This is a genomic window from Psychrobacillus sp. FSL W7-1493 (genome assembly GCF_038004905.1).
In the GTDB taxonomy this organism is placed as follows: domain Bacteria; phylum Bacillota; class Bacilli; order Bacillales_A; family Planococcaceae; genus Psychrobacillus.
In genome coordinates this window covers 765,387-783,674 of sequence record NZ_JBBOSB010000001.1, presented here as the reverse complement: position 1 = coordinate 783,674, position 18,288 = coordinate 765,387, and the positions used below count along the sequence as shown (strand labels likewise).

The 18,288-nt window shown below is 38.3% G+C and carries 16 protein-coding genes; 1 reads left to right on the top strand and 15 read right to left on the bottom strand.

Annotated features, from left to right (window positions below; translation table 11 throughout):
• Positions 1 to 92: 92 nt before the first annotated feature.
• The 4 genes from MKX96_RS03845 to MKX96_RS03830 all read right to left on the bottom strand — a co-directional run bounded on the left by MKX96_RS03845 (position 93) and on the right by MKX96_RS03830 (position 2,901).
• Positions 93 to 536 (bottom strand): hypothetical protein, encoded by a 444-nt coding sequence (locus MKX96_RS03845; protein ID WP_340882111.1) that lies wholly within the window; start codon positions 534 to 536, stop codon positions 93 to 95.
• A gap of 87 nt (positions 537 to 623) precedes the next feature.
• The gene (locus MKX96_RS03840) at positions 624 to 941 is read right to left on the bottom strand and encodes a hypothetical protein (protein ID WP_340882107.1); all 318 of its coding nucleotides are present in this window, start codon (positions 939 to 941) and stop codon (positions 624 to 626) included.
• A 368-nt stretch (positions 942 to 1,309) separates the two neighbouring features.
• Complete coding sequence (locus MKX96_RS03835; RefSeq protein ID WP_340882105.1) at positions 1,310 to 2,221, bottom strand: diacylglycerol kinase; 912 nt, start codon at positions 2,219 to 2,221, stop codon at positions 1,310 to 1,312.
• Between the two features lie 116 nt (positions 2,222 to 2,337).
• On the bottom strand, positions 2,338 to 2,901 hold the full coding sequence (locus MKX96_RS03830) for a thioredoxin family protein (protein WP_340882103.1): 564 nt from the start codon (positions 2,899 to 2,901) through the stop codon (positions 2,338 to 2,340).
• Positions 2,902 to 3,027: 126 nt separating this feature from the next.
• On the opposite strand from MKX96_RS03830, the gene MKX96_RS03825 reads away from it, so the two are divergent.
• A complete protein-coding gene (locus tag MKX96_RS03825; protein ID WP_340882101.1) occupies positions 3,028 to 4,344 on the top strand; it encodes a TrkH family potassium uptake protein in 1,317 nt (438 codons plus the stop codon).
• A gap of 142 nt (positions 4,345 to 4,486) precedes the next feature.
• Here the strand turns inward: MKX96_RS03825 and MKX96_RS03820 are convergent, their stop codons facing one another.
• The 11 genes from MKX96_RS03820 to MKX96_RS03770 all read right to left on the bottom strand — a co-directional run bounded on the left by MKX96_RS03820 (position 4,487) and on the right by MKX96_RS03770 (position 18,260).
• A complete protein-coding gene (locus MKX96_RS03820; RefSeq protein ID WP_340882099.1) occupies positions 4,487 to 5,122 on the bottom strand; it encodes a Type 1 glutamine amidotransferase-like domain-containing protein in 636 nt (211 codons plus the stop codon).
• 332 nt (positions 5,123 to 5,454) lie between these two features.
• Positions 5,455 to 6,885: an Asp-tRNA(Asn)/Glu-tRNA(Gln) amidotransferase subunit GatB gene (gene gatB / locus MKX96_RS03815; RefSeq protein ID WP_340882098.1), complete on the bottom strand. Its 1,431-nt coding sequence runs from the start codon at positions 6,883 to 6,885 to the stop codon at positions 5,455 to 5,457.
• Positions 6,885 to 8,351 (bottom strand): Asp-tRNA(Asn)/Glu-tRNA(Gln) amidotransferase subunit GatA, encoded by a 1,467-nt coding sequence (gene gatA, locus MKX96_RS03810; protein ID WP_169360565.1) that lies wholly within the window; start codon positions 8,349 to 8,351, stop codon positions 6,885 to 6,887. Before gatA ends, gatB begins: the two co-directional genes overlap by 1 nt.
• Before the next feature lie 22 nt (positions 8,352 to 8,373).
• A complete protein-coding gene (gene gatC, locus MKX96_RS03805; protein WP_169360564.1) occupies positions 8,374 to 8,664 on the bottom strand; it encodes an Asp-tRNA(Asn)/Glu-tRNA(Gln) amidotransferase subunit GatC in 291 nt (96 codons plus the stop codon).
• Positions 8,665 to 8,746: 82 nt separating this feature from the next.
• Entirely contained in the window at positions 8,747 to 9,880 is a 1,134-nt protein-coding gene (locus MKX96_RS03800; RefSeq protein ID WP_340882094.1) for a CamS family sex pheromone protein, read from the bottom strand.
• Between the two features lie 14 nt (positions 9,881 to 9,894).
• Positions 9,895 to 11,895 carry an NAD-dependent DNA ligase LigA gene (ligA, locus tag MKX96_RS03795; protein WP_340882091.1) on the bottom strand — a complete coding sequence of 667 codons (2,001 nt, stop codon included), beginning with the start codon at positions 11,893 to 11,895 and terminating at the stop codon, positions 9,895 to 9,897.
• Positions 11,896 to 11,917: 22 nt separating this feature from the next.
• The gene (gene pcrA, locus MKX96_RS03790) at positions 11,918 to 14,146 is read right to left on the bottom strand and encodes a DNA helicase PcrA (protein WP_340882089.1); all 2,229 of its coding nucleotides are present in this window, start codon (positions 14,144 to 14,146) and stop codon (positions 11,918 to 11,920) included.
• A gap of 70 nt (positions 14,147 to 14,216) precedes the next feature.
• Positions 14,217 to 14,897, bottom strand: coding sequence for a heptaprenylglyceryl phosphate synthase (locus MKX96_RS03785; RefSeq protein ID WP_340882087.1), 681 nt, complete (start codon positions 14,895 to 14,897; stop codon positions 14,217 to 14,219).
• Between the two features lie 216 nt (positions 14,898 to 15,113).
• Entirely contained in the window at positions 15,114 to 15,434 is a 321-nt protein-coding gene (locus tag MKX96_RS03780; RefSeq protein WP_169360559.1) for a YerC/YecD family TrpR-related protein, read from the bottom strand.
• Between the two features lie 25 nt (positions 15,435 to 15,459).
• Entirely contained in the window at positions 15,460 to 16,518 is a 1,059-nt protein-coding gene (locus MKX96_RS03775) for a DUF3048 domain-containing protein (RefSeq protein ID WP_340882086.1), read from the bottom strand.
• Between the two features lie 11 nt (positions 16,519 to 16,529).
• On the bottom strand, positions 16,530 to 18,260 hold the full coding sequence (locus MKX96_RS03770; protein ID WP_340882084.1) for an adenine deaminase C-terminal domain-containing protein: 1,731 nt from the start codon (positions 18,258 to 18,260) through the stop codon (positions 16,530 to 16,532).
• Positions 18,261 to 18,288 lie beyond the last annotated feature (28 nt).

Sequence of the window (18,288 nt, the reverse complement as noted above, 5' to 3'; positions counted from 1 at the left end):
AAAAAATAAAAATCCTTTTGCAATAATTAAGAAAATAATGAAGTCTAATATTCATTTCAATAAGAGAAGATCGAATTCATAACAAGTGCTGATTAGTCTTCTAAAACTTCTAAATGCATAAGGTTATTAGAATCACTTTGTAATTCAGATGTACTCCACCCTAATTGGATAACATCACCTTTGTTACGAGCGAAATATTTATATTCCACTTGTGGTTCAGTATCAAATATTACTCCTATGTGATATGGATTTGAGGATTCATAGCCGTCCTCACGGTGAGGCACCGTCCTATATTCCCAAGTTTCCACAGGGTACCGCTCTTCCAAATAGTTCTGTATATAACCTACTTTTTTTTCTATTTGCATATCAATCCAATACGGACGAACAAAATAAAAGATAACGAAGGACACCAAAAACAAAAGAGCCAGTCCCTGAATAATTTTTCTCCATTTTCCTTTCAAAATAAAAGAAATTAATAGAGTAACTAGTAAAGTTCCGCAAACTATCACTAATTCAAGTAATTCTACTGGATGCATAATTATCCCCCTTTTTAAATCCATTGCTTACGTTTGTTCAATAAGAAAAAGGCTTTACTCCTTTTTGAAGTAAAGCATCTGTTCATATCAGTTTTGGCGTTCAATTTCTATTTGTTCTATTTGGTCTAAAATCCAAGGATGATTACCTTTTTTCGAATAAGTTGTAAAATATTCTTTACCTTCCTCAATTAGATGCCAAGCCATCTCTTCATCTACAACAATTTTAAAAGCATGTTCCTCTGTGTCATTATTGGGGTCATAAGCTTTTACCCAGTATTCCTTATAATCGTCTGAGTGACCTTTTTCTATAACTTTCAAAAAAGAAGATGTCGATGAATATGGTCCTCCACAAGATGTTAGTATCAATAATACAAATAAGAGTATATAAATCAGATTTTTTGTCATTGTCCCTCCCCCAATTATTGTTCCCTAATGTACTGTTCTCTGTACAATCTAATACTTCCTTCTTAAACTGGCTTTTTTAGCTAACCTATAGCATAACTGTAAATAGAAAAACGTGAAATCGGCAACTAGATTTCACGTTTTTACCACTTTTAAAGCTAGCTTATGGAGATGGCAACTCTCCTAGGAGACCATCCCCTCCGTAAGCATCTCAGGATTGAAGAGGATATGGAGAAGTGCTCCTGAAAAAGCGTACGCTTTAACAAAGAACACTATAGATAATTAGAATAGAAGCCCCAAAAACTTCACAAGATCGTAAAATTTTCGAGGCCTTATTAGGTTGAGGAGAGTTTTGTCAAAACCTCTTCATTTTATGGTCTATCTTGCTCACGGATCTCATCGATTGGAACAAAGACATCTATATGTCTATATAGGTTTTGGAATATGGCAGGAATAGTTCCTCCATACTCTCCATCCAAATTTAAGAGAACCTTATCTTCAGAGGTCACTTTAATATGCTGGGCTTTTTTATAAATGACATGAGGATCTTCTAAATGTTCTCCACGAAGAGCTAAACTGGCAAGTCTTATAAACTCAGCAATATTTACTTTCTTTAAGATAAGCAACGAAAAGTTTCCATCATTAATACTTGAGTTTGGAGCAAGCTTTTCGAAGCCACCTACGGAGTTGGTAAGGCCCACAAGGAACATCATCGCTTCATCTTCAAATACTTCCCCGTCATATTCAATTCGAACCTTCGTGGCATTTATCGATGGAAGCATTTCAATTCCTTTTAAGTAATAGGCTAGTTGTCCAAGCATTGTCTTTAATTTACTAGGAACTTCATAAGTAAGCTCTGTAATTCTTCCGCCGCCAGCAATGTTAATAAAATAACGGTCGTTTACTTTACCAACGTCCACTGGAATAGTATCACCCTGTAAGATAATATCTACTGCGCGTTTAATATCCCGAGGTATATGAACTGCTCGAGCAAAATCATTTGTCGTTCCCATTGGAATGAGACCAATCTTCGGGCGATTTTCAAATTCACTTACACCAGCAACAACCTCGTTCAGTGTTCCGTCTCCCCCAGCAGCAATAATTATATCAAAATTATTTTCTACCGCTTTTTTTGCTGCACTAATTGCATCTCCTTCACCAGTCGTTGCATGGCAGGACGTCTCATATCCAGCTATTTCTAAAGCTTCCAAAACTTCTGGAAGATGTTTCTTAAATAATTCTCTCCCTGAGGTAGGATTGTAGATAATTCTTGCACGCTTCATACGGATTTCCTTTCTACTTTACAATTTCTTCATTATAAAGACTCTATTTCCTCACAAAAAGTTCCTAACATATGAAAGAGCCGACTAAAGCCGACTCCCTAAAATATGCGGTTCGCTTATTTTTGAAGAATTGGCAGCCAGCTACTGCGGATTTCTTCGTAAACTGCCAAGTGAAACTCTTTGTTTGCTATAAATTCCTGTGTCATTTGCTCATAAAATTTCTTTTGGATGTCTTCGAATGCCGAATCTTCCTTATCAGGAAACTTGGCTCTTCCTTCCATCACAAATTTTTGGACCATTTCAGCACGAGGACCCCATTTAGAAATTACTTCTCCGTCCTGACTTAGCAATAAATAAACTGGAATGGAACGCCCTCCATTTGTTAAATACTGGTCCATCAGTTCTAGGTTCTCATCGCGGTAGACAGTGCGAATGTCCAAATTTCCAGCTTCTGCGATCTTTCGTACGATAGCATTATTCATCATGGCATCACCACACCAGTCTTCCGTAATAACTAATATATGCGGCTTTTCTGCTTTTAATATCTCAATGAATTCATCATCCGCTGGCACTTGAAATTGGTCGTATATACGAAAGGATTCCTCTTTTTTGGTAGTCATATCATTCATATACTGCTCTAAGGTTTTAGCTTCTTCAAAATATTGTTGTTCAGTTTTCAATGAAAAATCCCCCTTTTTCCTTAAGTATACTTTCTTTAGCCACTTGTTTCAAACAAGTTGTTGACAGGCGACCTGTTCAGGATTAAAGTAGTTATTATTTTACATCCAATAAAAGGAAGTGTCCCAATGGAGAAAAAGCTCTCTTTTTCACCGCCTGTTGTGATTGCAAGCAGCTTTGCCACCTTAATCTTTCTAGGAACAGTTTTGATGAAGCTTCCTTTTGCTACGACAACTCCGATTTCCTGGGTAGATGCATTCTTTCTAGTTACATCAGCTACCACGGTTACAGGTCTCAGTGTTTTTGATCCTGGTAGCACTCTAACAATGTTTGGAGAAATTGTATTACTAGTCTTAATTCAATGTGGTGGTATTGGGTTAATGACGTTTGCAGTAGCTATACTTATTCTTCTTCGCAAAAAAATTGGTTTGCAGCACCGTATTTATTTGCAGGAATCTTTTAATCAGCCTTCCATTGGAGGTATCGTCAAGCTAGCTAAGCATATTCTCTTATTTGTTCTTCTTACAGAGAGTATAGCTATTGTCTTCTTAACACTCCACTGGATACCAAGATTCGGCTTAGGAGATGCATTATATTATAGTTTGTTTCACGTAATTTCTGCCTTTAATAATGCAGGCTTCTCTTTGTTTCCGGACAATTTAATGAGCTTCACTAGTGATCCTCTAGTTATATTGATTATTACTAGTCTAATAATCATTGGAGGAATTGGATTTGTCGTAGTAATAGATATCTCTCGCAAAAATAAATTTCGTGCATGGTCACTTCATACCAAGCTTATGGTTGTGGGCACATTAATTATAAATGCAATTGCTACACTTATTCTTTTAATCTTAGAATTTAATAATAATGATACAATTGGCAAAATGGGAATCTTCGAGAAGATGATGACCTCCTACTTTAATGCAGTAACTCCAAGGACGGCAGGCTTTAATATGATCGATTATGGCCAAATGGAGGACCCATCTCTATTATTCACAATGCTTCTCATGTTTATCGGTGCAGGTAGTGCCTCTACGGCTTCTGGCATAAAGCTTACTACCTTTATTGTCATCATAGCAGCAACGTTTGCATTTTTCCGTCAGCAGGAGGACCCAGTGCTATTTAAAAGATCCATCTCACGAGAAATAATTATCAGGTCTCTCGTTATTAGCACAGTTAGCTTAGCAACCGTTTTTATATTTGCTTTTGCTTTAACTATAACAGAGCAGCTTCCTCTGCTCCCTTTGCTATTTGAGGTGTTTTCCGCATTCGGAACTGTTGGTATCTCAATGGGCATCACTTCTCAGCTTTCAGAGTTTGGCAAGGTATTCATTTGTGTGCTGATGTTCTTAGGCAGAATTGGACCGCTCACGTTATTTTTCATCTTAACTAAACCTAAAAAGGTTAAATATAAATATCCAAATGACCAAGTGTTTACCGGTTAAGGATAGAAACACCCCTGCACTAGCCTGTCTGCAGGGGTGTTTTTTTATAATCGGTCGGTTTTATGTAATAATCGGTCGGTTCTGGCTAAAAATCGGTCGGTTATGCACGATAATCGGTCGGTCCAAGTCCATGCCGCCCTCACTAGCTGAAACATTTTTTCTTAGTCCCGTTCTTAAAGGTAATGATTTCATTTATTCTTGTATGTATGGTGTCATTTTTATATAAGATTGCACTGCCGTCTGGTAGGGCATAGATTGTTCTATCCTTGGAAAGAGTCAGCAGCTCCTCATCTGATTCTGGACGATAGTGAACTTCTACACTAAAATCGACTAACCCTAATCCCTGCAAAATAATTGTGTCGGGGTAGTCCTCATCCTTTGTTAATATGCAGTCTGTGCAAAAAGCTAATGCACCTGCGCTATAGCCAATCATTAAGCCTGGAAAACTATTAATCGCAGCAGTCAGCTCTTTATCCAAAATAACCTGAAGTAAACGCTCAGGTTGTCCTCCTATAATATAAAGAACATCATACTCTTCAATCATATTAATCATGTCTTCTTTTGATAGCTTTTCATGCAACAAACCAAGCGTCACGTTAGGAATGCGTGTAAACGCCTGTTGCAGGCTTTCCATCCAACTCTCATATCTAGATTCATCGGTTGCAAAGGGCACTACCAGCACTTTCGTATTCGGACTTATTTTACACTCTAATTCTTCAAAAACATCATCAAGCTCACCCTTTAACACATGTCCCCCACCGATAAAACAAAGCTCCATAATAATCCCCCTTTTCATATATCTCATCATAGCATCTATAAAATTAAATGTAATTACAACTTTGCTAGATGAATAGCTTGGTTGATTTGATATTTCTTATTGGATCTAACTATTCTTAGCCTTATTGATATTGTTATTTTGCTGTAGAATGTAATTACTAAATGGTTATTTGGAGCGAAGGTGGCGACTCCTGGCTGAGGGCGTCCACCCGTAAAGCTCCGGTTTAATGGAAAACAACAATTGACACTAAAAAAAGCTCCTAAATTTTACTATTCGTAAAATTTTAGGAGCCTTTTATTTTAGTGGGAGGTTTTGTCCCAGTCATCTTCTTTTTATCGTTTCACGATTTCTTCGTTTAGGATTTTGTTAACAAGAGGTGGATTCGCTTGACCTTTTGTTGCTTTCATAATTTGTCCTACTAGGAAGCCGATAGCACGATCTTTACCATTTTTAAAGTCTTCAATTGATTGTGGGTTAGCATCTAAAGTAGCAGTTACGATTTCACGTAAAGCGCCTTCGTCTGAAATTTGTACTAAGCCTTTAGCTTTTACTACTTCAGCAGCATCTCCGCCGTTATCCGCAAGCTCTTTAAATACTTTCTTCGCGATTTTAGAAGAAATTGTACCATCTGATATTAGCTTAATCATGCCAGCAAGATTAGAAGGAGAAAGCTTGATATCCTTCAATTCTTTTTGATCTGCATTTAGATAAGCAGATACCTCACCCATTAACCAGTTAGATGCTAGCTTAGCATCTGCACCAAGGGCGATAGTTTCCTCGAAGAAATCAGACATTTCTTTTGTTAAAGTAAGTACCATTGCATCATATGCAGGTAAGCCTAGCTCCTCGATATAACGAACTTTACGTGCATCTGGAAGCTCAGGAATTTCAGAGCGAACTCGTTCTCTCCACGCATCATCAATGACAATTTGCACTAAGTCTGGCTCTGGGAAGTAACGGTAATCATCCGCTCCTTCTTTAACACGCATTAATAGTGTTTTACCAGTTGACTCATCATAGCGACGAGTTTCTTGTGGAATAACCCCACCTGATAGTAGAACCTCTGCCTGACGAATTTGCTCATGCTCAAGACCACGACGAACAAAGTTGAAGGAGTTTAAGTTTTTAAGCTCTGTTTTCGTACCGAATTTTTCTTGACCATATGGACGTAAGGAAATGTTCGCATCACAACGAAGGGAACCTTCCTCCATTTTACAGTCAGAAACTCCTGTATATTGGATAATTGATTTAACCTTTTCAAGATAAGCATAAGCTTCCTCAGGAGTGCGGATGTCTGGCTCTGATACGATTTCAATCAAAGGAGTACCTTGACGGTTGAAGTCAACAAGAGAGTATCCATTGCTTGTATGTGTAAGCTTTCCTGCATCTTCTTCCAAGTGAAGACGAGTAATACCAATACGTTTCTTTTCTCCGCCCACTTCAATTTCTACCCAACCATTTTCACCGATTGGCTTGTCAAATTGAGAGATTTGGTAAGCCTTTGGATTATCCGGATAGAAGTAATTTTTACGGTCGAATTTAGTTATAGGTGCAATGTCCATATTAAGTGCAAGAGCGGCTCTCATACCCCACTCAACTGCTGTTTTATTTACAACAGGTAATACTCCAGGGTAACCTAGGTCAATTACATGTGTATTTGTATTTGGTTCTGCTCCAAAGTGAGCTGGTGCTGGTGAGAACATTTTAGAGTCTGTTTTTAACTCTACATGAATCTCTAATCCAATAATCGTTTCAAAATTCATTATTTTGCTCCCTCCCATATTTGCGGAGTTTGTTTATGGAAGCTTGTTGCTTGCTCATAAGCATGTGCCACACGATAGATAGTTGCTTCATCAAAGTATTTACCGATAATTTGTAATCCTAGTGGTAGACCGTCTGAGAATCCGCAAGGAATAGAAATTCCAGGGACGCCAGCAAGGTTTACTGGAATTGTTAAAATATCATTGGCATACATCGTTAATGGATCCTTAACATTTTCCCCAATTTTAAATGCTGGAGTTGGTGTCGTTGGTCCAATGATAACATCGTATTTATCAAATACATTGTCAAAGTCTTGCTTGATCAAAGTACGTACTTGCTGTGCTTTTCTGTAGTAAGCGTCATAAGAACCAGCGCTAAGTGAATAAGTTCCTAGCATGATACGACGTTTTACTTCATCACCAAAGCCTTGTGCACGAGTTTCTTTATAAAGCTCCATTAAGTTTTCTACGTTGTCTGCACGGAAGCCATAACGAATTCCATCAAAACGAGCTAAGTTAGAGGAAGCTTCTGAAGAAGACAATAAATAGTAAGCTGCTAAAGCGTACTTAGAATGTGGTAACGATACTTCTTCCCATGTTGCTCCAAGTGATTCTAAAACTTTTAGAGCGTCAAGTACAGATTGCTTAGATGCTTCTCCGACACCTTGTCCTAAATATTCTTTAGGAACAGCAATACGAAGTCCTTTAATGTCACCTGTTAATGATTTAGTAAAGCTTGGTACTTCCACATTTGCAGAAGTAGAGTCACTTGCATCTAAACCAGAAATAGCCTCTAGTAAAAAGGCATTGTCCTCTACATTACGTGTAACAGGTCCGATTTGATCCAAAGAAGAAGCAAATGCCACTAATCCAAAACGTGATACTCGGCCGTATGTTGGCTTCATCCCAACCACTCCACAGAATGAAGCTGGCTGACGAATAGATCCACCAGTATCAGATCCTAATGAAAATGGTACCTCTCCTGCTGCTACAGCTGCAGCCGAACCACCTGAAGATCCACCAGGTACATGATTTAAATTCCAAGGATTTCTTGTGTTTTTAAAGGCAGAGTTTTCATTCGAAGAGCCCATTGCGAACTCATCCATGTTTAACTTACCAATTGTTATTAATCCAGCATCACGTAGTTTATGTACAACAGTTGCATCATAAATAGGGTTAAAGCCTTCTAAAATTTTACTTGCACAAGTAGTTTCAATACCTTCTGTTACGATATTGTCTTTTACTCCGATTGGCATTCCGAAAAGGGGGCCTCTTTCCTCGAAAGGAACTTGATCCATTTCTTTTGCTTGAGCAGTTGCTTGCTCTTCATTTAACGCTAGAAAAGCTTGAACTTCTCCGTCCACTTTATTAATTCTTTTATAGGATTCAGCAGTTAGCTCTTCAATAGATACTTCTTTCTTTTTGATCAAATCTTGAAGTTCTACTGCTGAATGTTTGAATAATGTCATCAGATGCCCTCCTAACTTTTTCTTATTCGATAATAGTTGGTACTTTTACTTGTCCTGCTTCTTCTTCTTTAACATTTTTCATCATTTTCTCACGTTCTAAGCCAGGTACTGATTTGTCCTCACGAAGCACATTCACTAATGGTAATACATGAGTAGTTGGAGCTACATCAGTAGTGTCTAATTCGTTCAGCTCATCTGCAAACTTAGTAATTGCAGCTAGTTGCTCTGCAAACATCTCCGCTTCTTCTTCAGTAATAGCAAGTCTAGCTAAATGCGCAACATGTTTTACTTCTTCTTTTGAAATATTCGCCAATTTTTACACCTCCGAATTCAATAAACCATAACAATAATCATATCATTTTTCACACTAGTTGAACAGAGTACGCATCGTTTCCTTAATGGTTATAGATATGAACAAATGCGTCCTCTTCACCAGCCTCTTTAACTAGCAATGCCTCAGCACCATCCAATGAGTTCACTTGAATTTCTACATTCATCGAAGCAGGGAAATTGGCTTTCATATATCCCGCAAGCTGCTGTGTAAATCCAATTAACTCTGCAGAACCAAAAAACTGTATTGGTATTTCAATAGTTAGCTTCTGTAGTTGCTCGTCCTTAAAGTATCCTGTGCCAATAACACTAGTATAATTAGAGAAATACTCTTCCACATCCCTCTTAAAGTTACTAAAGATTGTATTTAAGTCACGATATTTTTTTTCAGCATCGGAAGACGGGAACATAATATATTCTTCATTGATAGGCTTCCAATCAGACAAATTCCCTCCTTTAGAAGCAACACCGTATTCAAAATAAGTACCTGGAACAATAGCATTATTACTATTTTGTTTAAACAAACCTACAACAATAGGTACCTCTTCCAGGCCAGCTATTTTTCTCATACGACTAACAACTTCTTTAGCTATTCTTTCCCCATTCTGCTTGATTTGCTCATCTGTTAAGGCTTGTTCATATTCTGCCCCATATTCTTCCTTTGTATAATAATAAATTGAATTTAAGGAAAGACCTACAGATACTCCCGCTAACCTAGCTTTATTGTCCACTACCTCTAAATAGTTTTGTTCTACAATATGTGTGATATAAACAGGTGTTTTTAATGCTTTTTCTTCTCCTGTGAGGCCTTCATCATTCGGATTTAACCCTTCCTTTGTTTGACCTTCTCTGGCCAACCATTTCTGCAAGGTGTCTTTTTTTAAGTATTGTCCCTCTTGGAACATATACTTATCTGGTGAAAATTCTGTTTGAGAAATTCGAAATAGACCTAATTCTACTTCTTTCATGTCGTATTTCGTATTAAGATTTGAGACAACTAATCCTCTGCTTGCACTCTCTTCATACGGCATCAAAGTACGATAATAGGTTTCATCCAGCTGAAGACTTGGAATCACAACTGTTTTCGCTTCTTCCTCCGTATTTTGCACAACTTCTGTATCGTTTTTTTGATTCGGAGTACATCCCGTTATAACTAACGCCAAAATCAAAAGAGCTAACACTAAATATTTTTTGGTCATGCTTTTAACTCCTTTTATCCTTCTAAATGGTCCAATAGCTTTTGCTCATCCCAGACTTCAATACCAAGATTAGTAGCCTTTTCTAGCTTAGATCCAGCATCCTCTCCTGCAATAACTAAGTCTGTTTTTTTACTTACGCTGCCAGCTACATTACCACCTAATGATTCTATTTTTTCCTTTGCCTCTGGACGTGTCAATTGTGTGAGTTTCCCTGTTAAGACAACCGTTTTACCGGCAAATGGACTGTTTTCCATTGTAGCAGCATCAATAACCTTACCTGTGTATCTCATTGCTAATCCTGCTTCTTTTAATCGATCAATTAGCTTTTGAACCTCTTCCTGTTCAAAATAAGTTACAAGAGAATCTGCCATTTTTTCACCAATTTCATGAATGTCAGTAATTTCATCTCGTGTAGCATGCATTAGTGCATCAAAATCTAGGAACTTTTCAGAAAGAATTTTTGCTGCCTTTTCACCAATATGGCGTATGCCCAATCCAAATAATACTCTCTCCATTGAATTGGATTTTGAAGTTGTGATAGCCTCGACAAGATTAGTAGCAGATTTCATACCCATTCGCTCTAGCTTTACCAAGTCCTCGATCGTAAGCTTATATAGGTCCGAAACATCCTTTATAAGTTCTTCTCTATAAAGCTGTTCTACAACCTTACCACCTAGACCTTCTATATTCATCGCATTGCGGGAAGCAAAGTGATAAATTCCTTCACGAATTTGAGCTGGACATTGCGGATTAACACATCGTAGAGCGACCTCTTCTTCAATACGTATCAGTTCACTATCACATGCAGGACAGTTTGTCGGCATTTCATAAGGGACTAGGTTATCCTTTCTTTCTTGAAGGATTACTCCCACTACTTCTGGGATGATGTCCCCAGCTTTTCGAATGATTACTCGATCGCCTATTCGTATATCCTTTTCGCGAATAAGATCCTCGTTATGCAAGGAAGCTCTTTGTACTGTTGTACCCGCCACCTGTGCTGGTTCTAACAATGCAGTTGGAGTAACTACACCAGTTCGTCCCACTGTTAGGTCGATTCCGATTATCGTCGTAACTACCTCTTCAGCAGGGAATTTGTAGGCAATAGCAAAACGTGGACTTTTAGCTGTGAAGCCAAGTTCCTCTTGCTGCGAGTAATTATTCACTTTAATCACAATTCCATCTATCTCATAAGGAATATCATTTCTTTTGGTCGTCCATTCTTCAATAAAAGCCATAACCTCTTCAACAGAATGACATTCTCTTGTTTCATTGTTAGTAGGTAATCCTAGCTTTCTCATATACTTAAGGGCTTCCGAATGATCGTCAATATTAAACTCTTCTCCATCTCCCCCCATGCCATAAATGAACATGGACAAATTACGGCTTGCCGCAATTTTAGGATCTAGCTGACGCAAGGAACCAGCAGCTGCATTGCGAGGATTCGCAAATAATTCTAACCCGTCTTCTGCTCGTTGTTCATTTAGCTTTAGGAAAGAAGATTTAGGCATATATGCCTCTCCTCTAGCCTCTAACGTAACATTTTCCTGCAAACGTAAAGGGACAGCACGAATCGTTTTAATGTTACTCGTGATATCCTCACCTGTTGTTCCATCACCACGAGTAGCTCCGCGAACGAGTTGTCCATTCTCGTATAGAAGTGAAACAGCAAGTCCGTCTATTTTCAGTTCACATACGTAGACCGGTGTCTCATCAAGAATATTTCGGATACGTTTATCAAAGTCTCTAATATCCTCTTCATTAAATGCATTGGATAAACTTAACATTGGATTGGCATGGGTCACTTTTTTGAATCCTTCACTTATAGTTAATCCCACACGCTGAGTGGGAGAATCCGGGAAAATCAAGTCCGGATTTTCTTCCTCTAGTGCAATCAGTTCATGCAAATATTGATCATAGACAGCATCGGGTACTGTCGGTTTATCTAATACATAGTATGAGTAGCTATAGTCATGCAATATTTTATGAAGCTCTTTTACTCTTTCTAATTTATCCATCGATTTTCCTCCGCTAAGAAAATTATACTTTTTCAATCGGTGCATATTTAGCAAGTAATCGCTTGATCCCAGTCGGACTTGGGAAAGCAATATCAAGCTCTGTATTCTCACCATCGCCACGAACGCTGACAACCATACCCTCGCCCCATTTTTTATGGGCTGCCTTGTCACCAACCTGCCAGCCTAAACGCTCTCCACCGGTCGATTGATACGCTGGTCTAGAAACTGCAGCGCGAGGAACTGGTGCAATTACTTTTGTATCTCTACTTTTGTTTTTGCGGATATCTCTGGACCACCCTACAACCTCAATAATTTCATCTGAAATCTCCGCGATGAAACGAGAGGGACTGTTAAAGCTACTGCGTCCAAATATAGTTCGTGCTTGTGCACATGTGATAAATAATCTTTCCTCAGCACGAGTAATACCTACATATGCTAAGCGACGTTCTTCCTCCATCTCCTCATCGTTTCCAATGGAGCGAGCATGTGGAAAAATATTTTCTTCCATTCCAATGATAAATACTACAGGAAACTCCAGCCCCTTAGCAGCATGCATTGTCATCAGGATAATATTGCCCTGTGACTTGTCCTCATCTTCATCGAGCTTATCAATATCTGAAATGAGCGCCAAGTCTGTTAAAAATGCAACAAGAGATTTATCGTCACTTTTTTCTTCGAAGGCTTTCGTTACAGATAAAAACTCCTCGATATTCTCTAGACGGCTTTCCGCTTCAATTGTCTTTTCATTTTTTAGCATCGTTTTATATCCAGTTTTCTCTAATACCTGTTCCACAATCTCAGTTACTGACAAGAACTCCTGCATTTGAGTTAGGTTTTGAATGAGTCCATGGAAGCCTACTACAGAATTCACTGCTCTAGCAGGTAATCCCATGAAGTCTACCTCGTTTAAAGCGTCTAAAATGGAACGATCTTGTTCTATAGCATATCTCGCTATTCGGTCAAATGAGGTTGCTCCTATGTTTCGCTTAGGCTCATTAATAATTCGAGCAAGTGATAAATCATCATCATTATTGGCGATCAGTCGTAGATAGGCAAGTAAGTCTTTAATCTCTTTCCGATCATAGAACTTGGTACCTCCAACAATCGTATAGGCCATGTTCGATTTAACGAGCACTTCCTCCATTACACGTGATTGGGCATTCGTTCGATATAAGATAGCAAAATCGTTTAGCGTTCTGTTTTCTGTTTCTATTAGCTCTTGAATCTTTTGAACAACATATTGAGCTTCCTGCTGTTCTTCATTTGCACGGAACAACTCAATCTTTTCACCTTCAAGGTTTTCAGTTCGCAACACTTTTGGATAACGACTTTGGTTATTACAAATGACGTCATTTGCTGCTTTTAAGATTCTTTGAGATGACCGATAGTTTTGTTCCAGCATGATCACTTTCGCATTTGGATAGTCTTTTTCAAAGGAAAGGATGTTTTGTATATCCGCGCCGCGCCAGCGATATATGGATTGATCGGAATCACCTACAACACAGATGTTTTTGAACTTGTTTGCAAGCATTTGAACTAGCTCGTATTGAGCCTTGTTCGTATCCTGGTATTCATCTACATGGATATACTGAAACTTATTTTGATAGTATTCCAATACATCTGGCACTCGCTTAAACAATGTTAAAGTAGTCATGATTAAATCATCGAAGTCTAGCGACTGGTTTTTTCTCAGACGTTTTTGATACCCTTCGTATACCTTTGCTACTGTTTTCTCAAAGGGATTGGAATCATTCATTTGAGCCTTATATGTATCTGCATCAATACATATATTCTTTGCACTACTAATAGCATTCAGCATAGAGCGAGGATCATATTGTTTCGTATCAATATTCAAATCCTTCAAAATACCTTTAATAACTGTCAGCTGGTCAGAAGTATCTAATATAGAGAAACTTTTAGAATAACCAATTCGATCGATATCTCTTCTTAAAATACGTACACACATCGAGTGAAACGTAGAAACCCACATTCTCTCTCCAGTGCCTTCTCCTAAAATACTATTGATACGCTCTCGCATTTCGCGGGCTGCTTTGTTGGTAAAGGTAATGGCCAATATTTTAGAAGGATAAACTTCCTTTTCCACGATTAGATAAGCTATGCGATGTGTTAGCACTCTTGTTTTACCAGATCCAGCTCCAGCCATAATCAGTAGTGGACCGTCAGTTGATTTCACTGCTTCCTCTTGCTCTTTATTCATCCCGTTTAATAGGGTTTTAGCTATAAGTTCCATACTTTACTACACTTCCTCTACAAGAACATTTGTTCTTTCTATTATACCCTTGGCTATCTATTTCCTCAATTCATTTTACTGCATTAACAGTTTTCAAGGCTTCATTCAAATTATCGTAAATTTGGTTTCCTACAATAATGGTATGTGCATAGGCGGCCATTTCGCGGGCTTGTGCTTCTGTTTTAATCCCCCCACCATAAAAAAGCTGGGTTTGTTTTAAACCAGATCTTACCTTGGCTACAGTTTGAACATCACCGTATTTTCCGCTGTATTCCATGTAGAAAACAGGGAATTTGAACATATGCTCTACCATTTGAGCATAAGCAATTATATCATCGATTGTTTCAACTGGCTCCGCTTGTGTCAGCATAGCTGCCTTACAGTCAGGGTTTAAAATACAATAGCCTTCTGGGATTATTTCCTCCCAATTCATAACCTCACCAAATTCCTTTGTCGCCTTATGATGCAGGTCCTTCACCCATCTCGTATCGGTGCTGTTCAAAACACTAGGAATAAAATAAAAATCAAAACCAGGGGTTATACTATCTATCGTAGAAACTTCCAACGCTACCGGAACTGCGTATCTACGAATTCTCATTAATAGATCTATTACGTTGTCTAAGGTCACGCCATCAGAACCGCCAATAATAATAGCATCTGTTCCAGATTCGCATACCCTCTCTAATGCCTCGGAAGAAATCTCCTTCGCAGGGTCTAGCTTAAATATATGTCTCCACTCTTTATAATCCATTTTTTCACCTACACAATAGTTGTTTGATAACATTACTCCATTATACCAAAAATACCTGCTGACATCGCTCATAAGCCATGAGGAATCCAAATTTGTAATAAAAATTCAACAATCGTCAAGAGACTTCCCATAAATTTATTTTTCAGAGCTATTAGGTACTTCTCTTAACAAACAAAAAAACTCTCCCGAATAAGTTTCGGAGAGAGCTCTTCTCTATTACTCTTTTCTATTTAACACTGGTTTCTCGTCTGGATATAATCTATCTAACATTTCGTCATACGCATCATTGCCATAATCAAATGCTCGTCTAACACGTGAAATAGTAGCAGTGCTTGCACCAGTTTCTTTTTTAATAGATTCATAAGTTTTCTTTAGACGAAGCAAATGGGCTACTTCAAATCGCTGAGCAAGTGATTGAATTTCGCTGATTGTGCATAAGTCGTCAAAAAATCGATAGCACTCATCTATATCCTTCAACTGCAGAATAGCATTGAATAGTTGGTCTGTTTGTTTACCTTTAATTTTTTCAATCTGCAATGTATTCATTCCTTTCTTTAGTCGTTTACGGTATATACTTAACCATATTTTCTATCCCAGGACTTGTCGGAACAATACTAATCCATGTTTTTCCTTGAACTAGCTTTGCTGGTACACCATTTTCCATAGGAACCAATATACCTTCTATATTTTTCCACTCTATTTCCTTCATAATACCGGCTTGGAAAAGATATGCTTTTCCTCCATTAGCTAATGTTAACTGCTGACGCCCAGAATTATCAATGGTTTTATGTGGGATTTCCATAAAAATAAGATTTGAAAGTTTTACAGGAGTCTCGTTCTCCTTATCGGTTGTAAGGACTCCAGCAGACTTTCTTTCGTAAATCCCTTCGTCTGAAACATAATTATATTCGTTCTCAAAGCTAGTACCATTCCCGTAGCGAATAGTTATATTGGAAGCTGGATTTCCAATCTTAGCACCATCTATAGATTCTAAGAAAGAGAAGGTCGGTATCTTGTTCAATTCCATTGAAGCCCCTACTCGCTCTGCTCCAGCTAAAATATTCTCACCTGAAATATAAGAGTTGTGTGGTGCTTTTCTTTCTTTTGAACGTTTAAAGTAGATTCCATCATACTGCATACCGTTTATATTATCTACTACTCTTGCGTTTAACATTTTCTGTGCATCTGGACTATAGCCATGCGCCACATAAAAGGCATCTAACCCCTTGGATAGCTCTACAAAGTAATCTCTAGCACTTCTAACTGGTCCAATATTATCTGGAATCTCACTTTGAAAAACTGCCAAAAATCGAGTAACATTTCCCTCTGCAATGACTTCATAAACTAGATCTGCTTGAGATATCCCTGATTGCGGACGAGCTTGTGGATGGTTATTGATAGTTACCATAACTGGTCTTTGCTTTAACTCTTCTTCTGATCCAACCCCAGTAAATGGAGCAGTGAACGGCAAGACTGTCGGTTCCTCTTCAATTATTTCAGCCACACTCTCCTCTACCTCTTCTTTAATATCTTCAGCAACTACTTCCTCTATTACTGCTTCCTTTGAGCACCCTGAAAGTAAAACACAAACAACAGTAATCATTCCCCATTTTTTTAACACGCTAAAGCCTCCTACCTCATTACTGCTGGAAATAAAACCTTCTTCTTCATCACATCGAATATCCCTTTTTGAGTTACACGGACATACGGCAAATGAGTAGATTGTAAAAACAGCAGTGTGTATATAGCATCCCCATGCTTAAATCCTCTATTAGCTAGTTCTCTCTTTAACACTATCTCTTCCTCTATAAGCTCTTCCATTGGCTTATCAGAAAGCCCCCCACCTATTGGAAGATGGATTGAACAGACAACCTGGTCATCTTCTACAATGACAATCCCGCCGTTCATTTTCTTCATTTCATCAAAGGCCTGCATCATACTTTTTTTACTCTTCCCAATCAATAATATATCCCCCGTATTTGAATAGGAAGAAGCAAATCCCATTAAGGACGTTGCGAAGCCTTTTATTAAAGTAGATACTTTCCACTTACCATTTCTATCTATAAGTAGCAGGAAGCTTTGGTCGTGACTTTGAGACAATTCATTGTCCGTTGTATCAACACTAATGGAATAAGGCTTAGTAATGACGTCATTCACCATTTCAATACCAAATGGCATCGAGAATTGAAAATCGCTATCGGTTAAATCGAAGTCTAGCTGAAGCGGCGGCATATTAGACCAATCTACCTCTTCTAACCCTCGAACTTTTTCTCCGTCTTTTCTTAACCATACTCCTTTTGATAAAACTGCTATTGGGACAGGATTTCGCTCGTCCTCTAGGAAATTCAATGTTGCAAGTCTACCTGTTGCAATAACACCATGTAAATTTGAAAGATTATAGTACTTTGCAACGTTAAATGACGCCATCAAGTACGCATCAATCGGATCTACACCTGCATCTAATGCCACCTGGATACATTTGTCCATTACACCGTCGGTATGAAAAGATGGTGTCGAACCATCTGTAGTCATCATTAAATGATCAAAAATACGTAGATCCTTCTCTAAAATATCCTTTAGTAGGTTTGGTAAATCTGGACGAATAGAAGAATGACGTAAGGTAACTGCATAACCATGCAGTATCCGTCTCTCTACTTCCTCGATTGTCATAGACTCATGGTCACCATCTGCCCCTAATAATCTCATTCTAGCAAGTGTTTTCTCAGATGCACCAGGAAAATGTCCTTCGATTTTCATTCCTTTGGTTTTAGCCTGCTGAAGCCAATACAGCATCTGGTCATCTCCGGATAGTAATCTAGGCCATCCCGTCAGCTCACCACCCATAATGACATCCGGTCGATTAATCCATTCTCCTACTGTTTTGGAGTTAAAAAGCTGCTCCTCATTTTCTAATTCTGTTTGGGAATCAAAACGAGCCCACCAATAAAAAGAAAAAGGTAATTTTTTTAACTCATCCATTATTGAAAACGCTTTCTTATTTTCAAGCATCAGGAAAAGGATTAAATTATCTGATATAAATGTTGTGGTTCCAAGCTGTGAAGCGTAATCTGCAAATGTTTGTGGGTTATAAAGCTGGAATGGATGTACATGGGGTTCAATATAACCAGGTACAATCTTTTGCCCTGCAGCATCGTAGACTTCAGTCTCATCCGTAATGAGAGGTGTTTCAGTCCCTGAATACACGATACGGTCGTTGACGATCCAAATGTTTCCACTTATCCACTTTTTTAAATGACTATGTAAGTAAGTAGCATTCTTAATAAGAATGTCGGGTGCTTTTGTACCGTTAACCACTTCTATTTGATGCCTTATATGTTCGATTTTCCATATTGGATAATGCATGTAGCCCTTCTCCTTCCCGTATATTCTT

What these genes read in the sequence shown, in the direction of transcription:
- MKX96_RS03785 (WP_340882087.1), bottom strand. Translation starts at nt 14,897, where the DNA reads ATGGATTATAAAGAGTGGAGACATATATTTAAGCTAGACCCTGCGAAG.
- MKX96_RS03770 (WP_340882084.1), bottom strand. Translation starts at nt 18,260, where the DNA reads ATGCATTATCCAATATGGAAAATCGAACATATAAGGCATCAAATAGAA.
- MKX96_RS03825 (WP_340882101.1), top strand. Translation starts at nt 3,028, where the DNA reads ATGGAGAAAAAGCTCTCTTTTTCACCGCCTGTTGTGATTGCAAGCAGC.
- gatA (WP_169360565.1), bottom strand. Translation starts at nt 8,351, where the DNA reads ATGACATTATTCAAACATTCAGCAGTAGAACTTCAAGATTTGATCAAA.
- MKX96_RS03835 (WP_340882105.1), bottom strand. Translation starts at nt 2,221, where the DNA reads ATGAAGCGTGCAAGAATTATCTACAATCCTACCTCAGGGAGAGAATTA.
- ligA (WP_340882091.1), bottom strand. Translation starts at nt 11,895, where the DNA reads ATGGATAAATTAGAAAGAGTAAAAGAGCTTCATAAAATATTGCATGAC.
- MKX96_RS03800 (WP_340882094.1), bottom strand. Translation starts at nt 9,880, where the DNA reads ATGACCAAAAAATATTTAGTGTTAGCTCTTTTGATTTTGGCGTTAGTT.
- MKX96_RS03840 (WP_340882107.1), bottom strand. Translation starts at nt 941, where the DNA reads ATGACAAAAAATCTGATTTATATACTCTTATTTGTATTATTGATACTA.
- MKX96_RS03820 (WP_340882099.1), bottom strand. Translation starts at nt 5,122, where the DNA reads ATGGAGCTTTGTTTTATCGGTGGGGGACATGTGTTAAAGGGTGAGCTT.
- MKX96_RS03845 (WP_340882111.1), bottom strand. Translation starts at nt 536, where the DNA reads ATGCATCCAGTAGAATTACTTGAATTAGTGATAGTTTGCGGAACTTTA.
- gatB (WP_340882098.1), bottom strand. Translation starts at nt 6,885, where the DNA reads ATGAATTTTGAAACGATTATTGGATTAGAGATTCATGTAGAGTTAAAA.
- pcrA (WP_340882089.1), bottom strand. Translation starts at nt 14,146, where the DNA reads ATGGAACTTATAGCTAAAACCCTATTAAACGGGATGAATAAAGAGCAA.